The sequence below is a fragment of the Microvirga tunisiensis genome, assembly GCF_009296175.1.
GTDB lineage: Bacteria > Pseudomonadota > Alphaproteobacteria > Rhizobiales > Beijerinckiaceae > Microvirga > Microvirga tunisiensis.
This window is the reverse complement of the sequence record NZ_VOSK01000175.1, coordinates 1-13,687: the sequence shown is the minus strand read 5'-3', so window position 1 is coordinate 13,687 and position 13,687 is coordinate 1. Positions and strand designations below refer to the sequence as shown.

Here is a 13,687-nt window from a genome sequence, read left to right as displayed (position 1 = left end):
CTTCTTCCTGAAAATCAAGCACTTCAGACGCATCGCCACGCGCTACGAACAGACCCCACGGGCGTTTATGTCAATCCTTTGCCTCGTCAGCGCGTTCATCTGGACCAAATGAATGTCAACGCGCTCTAGGACCTGCTCCACTGTCAATTTAGTTCTGCCCATCCTCGTGCCGCGCTTAAATAGAACAAAAAGCGAACATCTACTTGGATAAGTGGAGCTGTCGAGAGAGGTTCCTCCCCTGCAACCAAACCTGTGAAGAGGGTGGATAAGGGGCTTTCGAAGCGCGCCTTGTTGGTGGACTTTTAATCGCTGAGTGCCGCATACGGAGACGGCCCGCGAATGTGAGATCCATCGGTCGATGAAAGCCTTGAGGCACTACCTTAGCCCGCTCGGCGTAGCACTGCTGACGCTTGTTGCCGCTCCTTTTACTGCAATCCCAGCGCATTCTGATGACACATGGACACCCCTCGGCAAGGGATGGGAGCGGTACACGAACGAGCGGTTTGGCACCATGGCGGATGTTCCGCGTCACCTGTTCGGGCTCGTCGAGCCTCCACCTGCCAATGGGGATGGCCGAGAGTTCAAGGCTGAAGATGGAGCAGGACTATGATCTATGGAAGCTTTGGGCCCTCCGTCGTCACGGACACCTTCCAAGAATACAAAGCGTGGTTGCTCAAACAGAACGACTTGGACCGCCTGACCTACAAGGCTGAAGGGAAGAACTGGCTCGTGCTCTCTGGGACCAAAGGCACCATATCGTCTACATGAAGATTATGGAGGGCTGTGGAGCAGCCCACGAGGTCCGCATTGAATATGCTGCTCAGAACAAGAAACTCTACGATCCGGTCGTCGCCCGGCTCTCACAGTCTCTCGCCTGTAATTCACCGCAGCCTTGAGGAAACGCCCCTCAAAGGCAGCGATGTAGGCGGTCGCGACCTTGACCCTTGATTTCTGAATCGAAATCTCTTGGCTAAAGCCACTTTATCAGCCGTGCCGCTACAGTTTCGACCTCAATGGCCTCTGCCACGCCTTCCACGGTGCCGGGGTAAACCTGCGGCATAGCTATCTGCTGGTTTGTCCTGCGCTGACGCATGTAGTCAATTGAGTGCAGTCTGCGTGTAAGGGCCCAGGCGTACGAAATACCTAGTCCTATCACTCCCGTAAGATGCTCCGTTTCATCGCCGTACCGGCACATGTTCGCGCCGGGCGAGTTCAATATCCTCCGCATCGAAGTAGCGGTCCAGCCATTCAAAGGCGTCCTGGATCAGGGCTCTGCGCACCGACGGGTCTGGATTCCGCCTCGCGAGCACCATGGCTCTCAGGTAGCGGGACCAGAAGTAAATGCAGTTATTCATCGCACAAGCTTCCGTGAACAAATCCGAATGACTGCTCCTTTCTATCTTGGGGTCTCTCGGCTTTCTGTAGCCGAGATCACACTCGTAGTTGGCCCGTGCGGCACCGGCTAGGCTTTAAGGACCAAAATCCGACGCGCTACAGCCGCTTCATCAGCCGCGCCGCTGCCACGACAAGTGCCCATTGAGTATCTCATCAGCCACATCATAGCGGCTTCCAACGCTTGTAAGCTGCCAACGCACTCCCTTCGGAGTGGGCGACAGACCATGAAATGCGGTATTAACTTTCGCCTTTGTGCTTAAGCCCTCGGATCGCAGCAGCAAGTTCCCGCGATAAGAGACTTCTCGTCACCAGATAATCCGGGCCAAGAAGGATGCTGTAGCGCGTCCGGCTCCCTAGGTGCACCGCCTCGCACAGCTCCGCAGCTCTCTCCAACGCATCATTCTCGGCGTCACGAATGACGGAGGCAATCCTGGCAAAACCCTTGTCTGTCAGCTGCCAGGAAGGCCCAGCCCCATCGCCCTCAACCAAGTCAATATACATATGGATCACCTCACGCAGGCTCTCAGCGCGCTCTTGCGGCTTCATGAATGCCATCGTCCGAACTCCCAAGAATTTCTGTCTCCGCGCCTATGCCTTCGCAACGTTCATGCGATATCTGCAGGCGGCCACAGTCACAATCTGCTCTGTCCTACAAGGACATCTTCGGCTCCGGACGAATCACGAAAGGGTGCGCCGCAGCCGAAGACCCTGACAGGTGGCTTTCCTGCTCGAATCGTATCTTGTGGAACTCTCTTACGAGGCGAAACCGTCTAGTGTTTCGCCGTAGATTTCGCCTCCACAATTTCCGTGACATCCCACTTCTTGGGTTCGGCGCTTCGGCTCCCCTGGTCCTTTCTGGGCTTCTTCGCCTCTCGGTTCCCGTGCCGTTCGCGATGTGCCATGGGATAGCTCTCCTAGCTTCAGGATCACACTTGCAGTTGTCCCGCCGCAGACAGAGAATACCACGGCAGGAGCCCGTCGAGAGAACCGCCATAAGTGTAATTTTTGGCTGGCCTAAGCAAAAACTAAACGTGGGGTCGACAGCCCCAACCTGCGAGGCTCCCGATGGCATGCGAGGATTTGGTCGCACAGTGCTTTATGCACGAGCGGGCGCCGCTCGCGGTTCCTGAGCTGAACCGTGAGCGGACCCTTAGGTATCTGGAGTGCTGCTATCAGCAAGGGTTGTCGTGGGAGGATGCCAAGCAGCAGATCCAGGCGCTTCTGCAGCAAAGAGGCGTTCCCCATCAGGGCATTGTGCGGCAGCTGCAGCTTGCCAAGCCGCTTCTTCAGCCTTGGCTGGATTGACGCTAAACGAGCCTAAAGGCCGCTTCATCAGACGGGCCGCTGCCATGACGAGTTGTGTGCCAAGCATCATCTCAGCGGCATCATACCGAGCGACTGACCGCTCGTAAGTCGCCCACCGCATGCCCTTCGGCTTTGGTGGCAGATCCCATTCATCCGGACCCTCGTCCCCGGGTAGAGCCGCTTTCACCTTCGCCTTGGTGCGCTTGATTCCTGAATCGAAATCTCTTGGCTGAATCTGCCTCCTGCTCGGTGTTTTCCTCGCATGACCAAAATGCCTTTTGTCAGTGAGTTCCCTTTCGTCCTTCTGAGCATTAGGTAGCGGACAGGACGTCTCAACGACCTTTCAGACCTAATAGAGCGCCCAAAGCCCATCGATGGGCAGTAGAATCGCGGGCAAGTCTGGAGCAAGAGACTTAGGAGCGGAATTCGCGGCTGGTAAGCGAGGAGAGCGCTTCAGTTTAACGACAGTGTCTCTGCCTGCCGCTTCACTTGGCTTCGAGCTTGTGGAGGGTGGCCTGCCCGATTTCTCTACGGACTTTAGTTGGAGATTGCGGCGACGAGTCTGTGCCGTTGCTTCATCGGACAACTTGCGCTCTCTCTCGACTTGGGGAGGGAGAGACACCTGCCGAGCCTTACGTTGCGAAATATCGCCGTCTGTACCGGCTCCGCTGTTCGGCTTAGAGCCACTCTGGAATGTATGGGTTGAAGGCTTGAGCAGGACAGGAGTGGTTTGGAAAAGCAATGCGGCGGGTACGAATTCTGTGTGGGCTCCTATATCCGCGATTTGTCTCTTCAAAGCGTGCAGGTCACGGGGTGCAGCAGCGGTATTCTCTTTCTCCTGACGGAGCGCTTCCTGAATTGTAGCAGCGCTTTCGGCTTGGGCTTTCAGAGCCAAAATTTCTCGCTCGGAAGCGCCTAATTGGCGAATGACCGAAGCGCTGCGCCCTCTCTCTTGTTTTAACTCGTCCTGCATCTTGGCCTTGCTCTCACGGAGAACAGAGAGTTGCTCCTGCACGGCCGTCAATTGCTGAGATGTGGCATTTGCTCGCTCTTTCTCTTGGGCGGCTGAGCTGGCCGCTGCGGCGGAGCTAACTGCGCTTGTTTGGAGCGTGACGAGTTCTCTTCTCAGAGCCTCAAGTTCGCGGGCCGCAGATTTTACTGAATCTTTTTCCCGCTCGAGAGCTGGTCGCAATTCGGCTGCCTCTGCGGCACTCCCCTTGAGAAGCACAAGTTGCCCTTGGGCCTCTGTTAACTTTGCCGTCAGTTCCAACAATGCAGCTTCACCCTTTTCCACCTCTCGGGCATGCTCGTCTCTCGTCTCAGCGGCTCTTATGGCGTTCTGCGTCATTGCTGCGAGCTGCCCTCGCACGACGCTCAAGTCTTGGATGACTGAATCAGTCCGTCCCTTTTCCTGCTCCAGTTCATGCTCAAGCGCTACTATCCTGGCCTCCTTTCCGCTAAAGGTTGCGAGTTGCTCTTGTACAGCGTGTAGCTCTTGTAGCGCTTCTTCGGCACGGACCCTCTCTTTTTCCGCAGCATCGCCCGGTTCGCTTACCTTGTCCCCATTTACTCCCGCATCACCGACCGGGACCCTCTGGGTCAAGCGTGTGTCTTGCCGCTCACGTGCTACAGCCTGAAGCAGCGTCTGCAGCTCTGGATCTTGAATACTATCACCGATGATTATGGCGAATGTCGCTGCATTTATAGCAACATCGAGCCTCTGCCGTGCTCCGGCCAAGTCATTCTGCCGCAGCAATTCTCCAACATCGGCCGCAAGCTCGGTTCTTTCAGGGCTCGATAAAAGGTTCTGGAAAAGCGAGATCCATTCCCTTTGCGAGGCTTCCACATGAAGGGGTATTGCAATGTCCCGTTCCGCCGAATTGGGTGTTCGTTGTGTATCGTCTGGTGCATGGCCCTCTCCAATCTGAGGCAGTCGGGGAGTGGCTCCGCCAATCTCGTCACCTGCGAGTCCGTGCGAAGAATACGCAAACACACCTACAGCAACGACGGTGGGTATAAGGCTCCACCATCCGTGTCGCGCCCTCGGTACTTGGTCGCTGTAGTCTGAGGCACTTGAAGGCCAACTGCTCTGGGGCACCATGGGAGCTCTCCAAAAAGGTTGTTGCTAGGTGCAAGGCCGGCGGAGTACTAAAGTGACCTGAAAAGTCCACGACGAAAAAACGACTGAATCCATATAGCAGGTTCAGACAATACCGACCAATTTGGTACGCCCGTAATCCTAAGTCTTTCTATCAAAGGATGCTCAGAAAGTGGGCGTATGCATCAGACCTCCGGACTACAGTTGCTCATCAAAGATAATTCTGTCGTAGGTCGAGCCTCAGAACATTGCGATAATGCGGCCTGCTTGATCCAAGCGGCACGTGATCCGCGCTTGCCGAACCTGTATGTGATTGCCTCGCTGGAACAAGATCCTCACTTCAACGGGAGCTGAAATGCCGCCACCCTTAATACGGACAGTTCGTCCAGCGCTTGCGACGTCAACGTGCGTGGCTCCATAGTGTACGGCGCGTGGAACAAGTGCGTTCCGGCAGGATTGAACGACGCTCAGCGACGTACCAGGTTTGACTCGCAGAGGCTGGAGCAGATATATGCTCCGGAACCATCCGCTATCACCGTGCCCGTTCTCAACCGGCAACAAGGCCCTGGGAACGGCGGCAACTGCTAAGGACGATGTTGCAAGTGCGGTGGGAGCAATGCTGGCGAGGAATCCTGAGGTGCGTGCTTCGAAAGATGTACGCTGTTCCGGATTGGCTCCGTTTATCGAGACTGATGTTCCTGTACCGTCGGAGCTGACTCCAGAAATCGCGCTTCCGTTGGTTGACGGGCCCGCAGAATTTAGGCTGCCGCCAGCAGGCGTTCCGTTGCCTCCTGAGCCGAGTCCCGCTCCGCCACTGGGGCCCCGAGTTCCGCCTCCGCTGCCTGCGCCGCTCAAGCTGCCCCCAACGCTAACGCTATTTGCCCCAATACCTGCGTTAGCGATCGCCCCGGCTGCGCCAACATCGACTCCCAGTGCACCGCCAATGCCACTTGGGCCAACGCTGCCACCTACCGAAGCCCCACTGCTTCCAGTGCTAGTACCTCCGCCCGCACTGACCCCGTTTGATCCGACACCTGCATTAGCCGAGGCTCCCACCGCGCCAGTATTCGCTCCACCCCCAACTCCACTCGGGCCAAAGCTGCCGCTGGCGGAGGCTCCAATGCCTCCGCTGCTGAGGCCTGCTCCGGCGCTGAGCCCGCCAGATCCAACGCCAGCGCTCGCTCCTGCACCCAGACCAACAGCACCTCCGCTCACTCCCACATCGAGTGCTGCTCCCTCCCGGACTTGCGCAACTGTAAAGACCAAAAAGAACAGAGCAGCACGGAAGGACTGCATAGTCGGAACTAGGTGGGTTCGTTCACCTGCGAGACTACCCGCCACTGTCATGCTCCTGCAGATATGATGAAGCTAGGTCGGTATCGTCAGGTTATTGCTCCAGCGAGTGTGAGCAAGGCGGGCATAAGGCGATGAGGAGTACCCACTGTGGGTAGGCTCCTGGCATGCGAAAGCGAGTCTGCTCCTGAGTTGGGGAAGTAAGTTGCTCCGGGGAGAGATAGAGCACCTGCACACCCGCCGCCCGGTTCTGCGGCAGGCAGGATACGATTGCACTTGTCCTGAGCCACTGCCAAGCCGAAGATGCGTTACAGAGTTGTATGTTGACTGCAGCTAAGTTAGCTCTCACTCTGTCGCAGCTGACCTGCCATCAGCGGAGCGCAACCACTGCGCCGGACGCATTGAGCCGGCATGAAATGCGAGACTGGCGGACTTGGCGTGCATTCGCCCGAGCGTAAACAACTCTCACTTCAAGGGGAGCCGTGAATCCTCCGTCCGATGTGCGGCTCGCTTGCCCGACACTGCCTGCATCCACCTGTACAGCTCCATAAGGAAGCGCTGCCGTCACAATGGACGTGCGACAGGCTTGGACAATCTGAATTGGGACCCCTGCTCGCCTGACGAGGGGCTCCACAAAGTCTGCAGTTGCAGAGCCCGATGTTTCAAGACGCGGCACGAGGGAGGGCGGCAGGGCCAATGCGGCACTGCTACCTCTGACCCCGAGCGATGGCAGTATAGTTGATGCGACCGAAACAGATGGCGCTGCTCGTGAACTTGCTGTGCCTGCCGTATCTGGTGCTACGGACGTGGATGCTGGAGCCGACGCTCCCCCAGCTTTTCCGCTGCTGTTGTTGCTGGTCTGACTGCTTGTGCCTCCAGTGCTCCCGGCGCCTTTGGCACCAGCGCTGCCTCCGCTTCCATTGACTTGGCTGGCGCTGCCGCTGCCGCTGTTCCCGGCACTCTGATTATTGCCAACTCCAGCGCTCCCACCGCCTTTGCCGCCACCGCCGGCACTTCCGCCGTTGCCTTGGCTGCCGCTGCCACCGTTCCCAGCATCCTGACCACTGCCACCATCTCCGGTGCTTCCACCGCCTTTGCCGCCGCTACTTCCGTTGCCCTGACCACCGCCTCCAGCATTGCCTCCGCTGGTTCCGTTGCCCTGACCGCCACTGCTACTGTTCCCGCCACCTCGTCCTCCACCTCCTCCGGTGTTTCCGCTGCCCTTATCACTGCCGCTATTCCCATTACTCGGGCCGGAACCGCCATCTTTGCCGCCACTGTTTCCGTTGCCTCCGCTGTTCCCATTCCCTTGACCGCCCCCTCCGTCTTTTCCGCCGCCACCATTGTTATTACCCTGACCACCGCCTCCGTTACCTCCTTCACCTCCGCCCTTGGCGAAGACAGGCTGAGTGGCAAGCATCACAATTGTGATAACTGAAACCAGAGATACCCGAAGCATAGCTCCTCCTGATGACTGCGCCGGACACACGCGGTTGCGCAGTTTTCGGCGGCTTGGTTCTAGGTTGACCTGTTTCTCAGAGGTGCCACTTTCACGCGTTGGTTGCGAGGATAGCTCCATAGAGGGTGCCGGTTGGAACATCCCAAGAGACCCGCAGCTAAATCGATTGCGCTCTAGTAACTGCTGAGGAGCGTACATTTCTTGTGTGCCCCGCACGCAACAGCAATCTATTACTGCCCTGCATTGTGGCTTCGCCGTGCATCATCATTGGCAATTCGGGAGGATGATCCATTTGGGTCCGCTCGAGGGCTGAACGGAAGGGGCACCTTGTCACTCCCTGCTGGAATCCGCATGCCCAATTCGTCTGCCTAAACATACTCCTCCAAACGCGCGGGCATGAAGTAAGGCTCCTTTGGTGACCTATCGGGACTTCTTTGCTAGATCCGCTTCATCGGTCGCGCCGCTGCCAGAACGATCCGAGTATCCAGCAACTCCTCGGTGGCATCGTACCGAGCGACCCACCGCTCATAGGTGGCCCACCGCATACCCCTTGGCTTAGGCGGCAGATCCCATTCACCCGGATCCTCATCTCCAAGGAGAGCCGCTTTCACCTTGGCCTTCGTGCGCCATGCACGTCCAATTGAGTCAAGGAACTGTGAGGCATAGGCAGCTCTACTTCTTCACCCTTTAGAAGACGACCACCACTCTCGGCGGCGTTGTCACGTTAACCTGGGCATGAGATCGAGCGGTGTAGATGGTCCGGCATGAGCAAGCCTGTCAGCTACAAACGCCATCGCTTTCCGCCTGAGATCATCGCCCATGCGGTGTGGTTGTACTTGCGGAGAATTCGCATCTGCCATTTCGCCGACGCGAACGGGCGAGGCAGGGCTTTCGATCTGCCCGAGGGCTGCAGAGGTTCGTCATCGTGTTCTCTGCCGTCCGCAACCTTTTCGTTCCACCCCGCTCCCGCCGCTCTGCCCGCGCTACCCACCTTCACCGCCTCAACGCCATGGCGGAGTGGAAAGTCGCGGCGAATGTCGCCACTTGAAGGTGTCATGCGGCCGAATTTGTCTCAATGCGTCCGAGGCCGGTTAACGTGACAACACCCATGCGCCACTTGGCCGGGGGCATCACCATCATTGCGACGGAGCACGAGGGGCGACGGACCGGCCTGGCCGCTACCGCCGTTTGCTCCGTCTCGGCAGATCCGCCCACGGTCCTGATCTGCATCAACGCCGGGGCGAGTGCGCATGAGCCGATCCGCGAGAGCGGGCGGTTCTCCGTCAATCTGCTGGCGAGTGGCCAGGACGACATCGCTCGGCGGTTCTCGGGCGAGATGGGGATCAAGGGAGAGGAGCGGTTTACCGTCGGAACCTGGGCTCCGCTGGTGACCGGTGCTCCGGTTCTCGAGAGTGCTCTGGCCGGTCTTGACTGTCGGGTGACTGAGATGGTCCGGATGGCTACCCACAGTGTGTTCTTTGGAGCGGTAGTGGGAGTCGCCTCCAGGGCGGCAGCAGCTCCTTTGATCTACGCCCATGGCACCTATGGAACCTTCTCGCCGGAAGATGCAGGCTTATGGTGGTGAGATCAGGCGTCAGTTGATCATGCCGCTCCCTCAGTGACCTGATCTGAAGCCCCATAATCGCTTGCCGCTGACAACATCGTCTTAACCACATCAACGAAAATCCTGCCATTGCGCGGACAAAAGCATTGTCCGCCTCTTTGTGCCCACACTGCTCGACATGAATGAGCCGCACCGGAGATCGGCTGTGTTGCGAATGAGGGGAGGGCCCAATGTTCCGCGAGCTTGTAACCCGAGTGCTGAGTATCCACCGCGTTCTTGTCCTGACGCTCAGTTTGTCGGCCGTCACAGGATGGGTCTCGTTTGCCGTCTCAAGCCAGTCCTCGGCCAAGCTGGAGGGTCAATCAACTCCAGCGTGAGGTGGCGAGCCTGCAGGATGCCCAAGCAAAGCTCCTCTCGGAGCGGGCGAAAACGCGAGCGTCGCTGTCCGAAATTGGGCAGTTGCGCGCAGATCTTGCAGCTGCCCGCACAGATCTCGCCCGACTGTCTCAGCCGATGGATCAAGCCAAGCCGGCGTTGCCTCCCGTTAGACCTGATGCCAAGGACAGTCTCCGCACCAGCGAGATCAGTGACACAGGATCCCAGACGGGATCAATCGCGGCGAAGACAGGCAAATCACCGCCCCTAAAAGCAGCCTCAGGAGACAAGCCGCAGCCACAGGACCGCAATCGTCAGGTAGCGGCCGTCAAAACCCCAACACCGGGCGGACACGGAGCAATCGAGAGGTCTCAACGAGGTATGGCACCGGACATCACACCTGAGCTGGATACCGCAAGCCTGCGCCGGCTGACAAAGTCAGCAGAAGCGCAAGCACAGTGATGATCGTGGCGTTGAAGATGTGATCAGCGGCAGACGCAAGTTTCATAACATCAGCGTGCTGGGGTGGCTTGTGTAGGCACAGGGTTAAATGTCCGCCCTGAGCAACGTTCAAAGGTTGTGCGTCCTTCGAAATCTCTTGCCATCCTATGCCTTGATTACACCATGCTGATTGCTCTCGAACCTGGTCACAGAGGCATCATTGTTTCGAAGGAGCGAACTTGCTTCTGGGGCGTCATTGCCAGATGTGGTTTGCTTCTGGCCCGTGCCTTACAGAGCTGCTGGAGACGGTTGGGCGCGCCGTGAAGGCAACCTCGACGCAGTGACAGATGCTTATACGAGATCGTCTTCTTCGGCGATCCCGGTCGGATTCGCGACAAGGCAAGGCGGTCTTCCACCAGCCAGCCGTTCGCGTCCGCATCGTCAACAACGGTTGAATCCGTCTTCAGCCGCCGGGCTTCTCATTGGTGATCACCCCAAACCCTTAACGTTGGGCAATGGTCAGCTGAGGGGACCACAAGGGCCGGAGCAGCGGCTCGGCCACGATTCCCCCCATCAAGGCAAGAGACAGCATGACAAGTCCAATGCGTCCCCATAGCGCAACACGATCCTTCCGGGTCATCAGGGAACCCTCCGTGCGTCACACATCGAAGAGAACGTAGGAGATGAATCAGGCCAAGGACGATGCCGCCGCTGACGTCGCCAGCACCAAATGGGAGCTGATTGGTTCGGCAGTTGCCGGTTTGGCGCTCGCCATCGGACTGATCGGCGCGATCGTGATCTTCGGAGTGACCCGTCCCCTCGGTGCTATGACTGGGGCAATGGGCCGCTTGGCTGAGGGAGACCTTGCAGTTCCGGTAACTGGCACCGAGCGCAAGGACGAGGTCGGCGCGCTCGCCCGTTCGCTGCAGGTGTTCAAGGACAACGCCATTGAGGCCCGCCGCCTCGCCGCCGCCCAGGAAGCCGAGAACCAAGCCAAAATGCGCCGGGCCGAGGTGCTTGACCAGTTGACCAAGCGCTTCGAGCTTAATGTCTCGACCCTGACACAGGGGCTTTCCTCCGCCGGCACTGAGATGGAAGCCACCGCCCATTCGATGACCGATGTCGCAAACCAGACCACGCAACAATCGATCTCCGTGTCCTCAGCAGCTCAGCAGGCCTCAGCCAACGTGCAGACGGTCGCTGCCGCTACTGAAGAGCTCTCCATCTCTATCCGCGAGATCGCCGCTCAGGTTGCTCAGTCCTCTCAGGTCGCAGAGAAAGCCGTGAAAGGCACTCAGCGCACGGGTGCGACGGTCCAGGAACTGGCAGTCAGCGCTGAGAAGATTGGCAATGTGGTGCAACTGATCAACACCATCGCGGGTCAGACTAACCTTCTGGCTCTCAATGCCACCATTGAAGCAGCCCGCGCCGGCGAGGCAGGGAAGGGCTTTGCCGTCGTTGCAAGTGAGGTAAAGGACCTCGCTACCCAGACCGCCAAAGCAACGGACGAGATCTCGCATCAGATTGCCTCAGTTCAACAGGCTACTCAGCAAACGGTCGCAGCGATCCAGGAGATTGCACAGACGATCAGCGAGATGTCGCAAATCTCCACTGCTATCGCCGCCGCGATGGAGCAACAGGGCGCTGCGACCTCCGAGATTGCGCGCAATGTTCAGGAAGCCGCAAAGGGAACCGAGCAGGTGACTGGCAGCATTGGAGACGTGCAGCACGGCGCCGGCGAAACAGGAGCCGCCGCCAGCCAGGTTCTGGGAGCCGCTCAGGAACTGGCTCGTCACTCCAACGATCTTGGTCAGGAGGTCTCGACCTTCCTCCAAGGCGTCAAAGCCGCCTGATCCAGCTATCCGAGCCGGACATACACGAGAAGGTCGCCCCTGAGGCGACCTTCCTCCCGGTTCGCAAACCATCTTAACTCGGCAAGAATCAGGCCACCGCAGCTATCGGCGGATGAGGTCAGGATGGCGAACCGAATTTCACACGCCAGCGGCCCCAATGAGGGGAGGGAGTCCAATCAGACCCTGGCGAGCCAATCGATCTTCGGCAGGATCCGATCTGCGTACGAACGCGAGATGACGACTGTTGATCCGCAATCCGATCTTCCGCTCAGGAATAAGGGAGGAGATCCAGCGGCCATCCGTGCGAGGCCGAGAACCTATCCCGCTCTTGCAGTCGGTCCCATTGTCGGAGGCCGCCTTGTTTCCCTCCTGAGCGGCACCGGTTCAGGACCTGGGGTCTCGGCCGCAGTCGACAACCGATGGGACTTTCTCATCCCCCTCGCGATCGGGCTTGGCCTACTCTACGGTGTCTGGTGCCTGTTCTGGCCGATCCTCCGCAATGCCATCCTTATGATCGTAGGATGGATTATCATTCTCGGCATCTGCGGATACACCTTCCTCAAATACATCGGCTACTGACCCCTTCTGGCGGAAGAGCTTTCGCACTCGACGCGTTTGAATCGGTACGAGCCGGGCGCGATGCTTCACGCTGCGATCCGCGGGGCTCCACGACGTCCGCTCGTTTGGGTCTGCTTTGCGCCTAATCGTGGAAGTGTCCCGACTAGAAGGACGAGGTTCTGCGCAACCTCCTCGCAAGCAGGCCGCTGCCGAGGGTCAGCCATCAGCGAATGAAACCGCATCCTGTAGATGTGCTCAAGAAGCGAGCAGGCATTCACCAAGTCGTCTGCTACGTCGTAGCAGGGCGAGGTCTCGTCGAGGAACGTCCGGCACCGGCGCACGCTTCCTTGAAGATCCCGGTATGCCGCATCGAGGTCCCGTGGGTTCAAACCACGTCCTACCAACGCGTCAGAGACACTAATGTTGAATCCGTCTGACAACATTCGGGCGACATGAATGAGAGCATCGCCGCAGGTCCGCGCCTTCTCTATGCCCTGCTTGTCCAGTCGAACTCGAATGGAAACCAACGCTGACTTGGCACGAGCTAAATCATCCTCCACGACGTCGCCTTCGCGACGATCGGACCACCAATTGCACATGCAACTTTCCGGGAATCAATCTGGAGGCAGATGAGTCTGGAATTGGATGATTTGCGGCAAGTGGCAAGGGGGGACGACTATGAAAGCAACCTCTGCGACATCATGGGCTAGCTTTTATCAATGGTGCTTGGACAATCAGATTCCGTCCTAATGCCTCGGACGTCGATGTAATCCTTCGATCCAGCTGATGATGTCATCACTCTGGCGCACGCGCTCAGATAACGCGAGTAGGTGGGCCTCAAGCTGATCACTCCTAAACAAGAGGACTAAGTAGGTCGCCATAAGGCTTGCAACGCGGGAAATACCAAGTGCGAGGCGGAGGAGGCTGCTCGCGATGATGCAGGCGAGGTTCCAGGCCCTCTTTTGCCCTAAAAGGGCTGGTCACCGACAGCCGCGGTTGTATTCAGCCCTGTTCGCGCTGATTTCTTGCCGGATCATCCCGCCGTAACCCTGCGCATCGGAGGTGCCCAATTTCCTCTCGTACTCCCTGAGTTGGGCAAGGAGCTGAATGCATTTGGTAGCCGAATAGCGTGAGCCGCCCCACCACTTCCTCGGGCTTCGGACGGGACGAATCCTGTGCAGCGTGCCGTCGCGCGGCTCGCACCATCTCACATTTGCCCCTTATATGGGCCGATACGTCAGTCAAGTGCTGGTCGCAGGTGCTGCCGTGATCTCCGAGGTTGAGCCCGATGGCGCTCATGCGAACCGTTCGTCCGCATCACCTTATATCCGGTTGGGCCTAAGCCC

General features: G+C 58.3%; 7 protein-coding genes and 1 pseudogene. 4 read left to right on the top strand and 4 right to left on the bottom strand.

The window, feature by feature from the left end; translation table 11 throughout:
* Positions 1 to 1,175 precede the first annotated feature (1,175 nt).
* The 4 genes from FS320_RS27800 to FS320_RS45330 all read right to left on the bottom strand — a co-directional run bounded on the left by FS320_RS27800 (position 1,176) and on the right by FS320_RS45330 (position 7,474).
* The gene (locus FS320_RS27800) at positions 1,176 to 1,355 is read right to left on the bottom strand and encodes a hypothetical protein (RefSeq protein ID WP_152715430.1); all 180 of its coding nucleotides are present in this window, start codon (positions 1,353 to 1,355) and stop codon (positions 1,176 to 1,178) included.
* Between the two features lie 277 nt (positions 1,356 to 1,632).
* Positions 1,633 to 1,941: a hypothetical protein gene (locus tag FS320_RS27795; protein ID WP_210252223.1), complete on the bottom strand. Its 309-nt coding sequence runs from the start codon at positions 1,939 to 1,941 to the stop codon at positions 1,633 to 1,635.
* Between the two features lie 1,108 nt (positions 1,942 to 3,049).
* Positions 3,050 to 4,546 (bottom strand): coiled-coil domain-containing protein, encoded by a 1,497-nt coding sequence (locus FS320_RS27785; RefSeq protein ID WP_152715424.1) that lies wholly within the window; start codon positions 4,544 to 4,546, stop codon positions 3,050 to 3,052.
* 2,343 nt (positions 4,547 to 6,889) lie between these two features.
* Positions 6,890 to 7,474 (bottom strand): hypothetical protein, encoded by a 585-nt coding sequence (locus FS320_RS45330; protein WP_153885339.1) that lies wholly within the window; start codon positions 7,472 to 7,474, stop codon positions 6,890 to 6,892.
* A 914-nt stretch (positions 7,475 to 8,388) separates the two neighbouring features.
* Here FS320_RS45330 and FS320_RS48400 point away from each other — a divergent pair.
* The 4 genes and pseudogenes from FS320_RS48400 to FS320_RS27760 all read left to right on the top strand — a co-directional run.
* Positions 8,389 to 8,598 (top strand): annotated as a pseudogene (locus tag FS320_RS48400) (IS6 family transposase); the annotation flags it as partial.
* A 60-nt stretch (positions 8,599 to 8,658) separates the two neighbouring features.
* Positions 8,659 to 9,135 carry a flavin reductase family protein gene (locus tag FS320_RS27770; RefSeq protein WP_202882904.1) on the top strand — a complete coding sequence of 159 codons (477 nt, stop codon included), beginning with the start codon at positions 8,659 to 8,661 and terminating at the stop codon, positions 9,133 to 9,135.
* Between the two features lie 1,478 nt (positions 9,136 to 10,613).
* Positions 10,614 to 11,783 carry a methyl-accepting chemotaxis protein gene (locus FS320_RS27765; RefSeq protein ID WP_244627433.1) on the top strand — a complete coding sequence of 390 codons (1,170 nt, stop codon included), beginning with the start codon at positions 10,614 to 10,616 and terminating at the stop codon, positions 11,781 to 11,783.
* A gap of 234 nt (positions 11,784 to 12,017) precedes the next feature.
* Complete coding sequence (locus FS320_RS27760; RefSeq protein ID WP_152715421.1) at positions 12,018 to 12,362, top strand: hypothetical protein; 345 nt, start codon at positions 12,018 to 12,020, stop codon at positions 12,360 to 12,362.
* Positions 12,363 to 13,687: the final 1,325 nt, after the last annotated feature.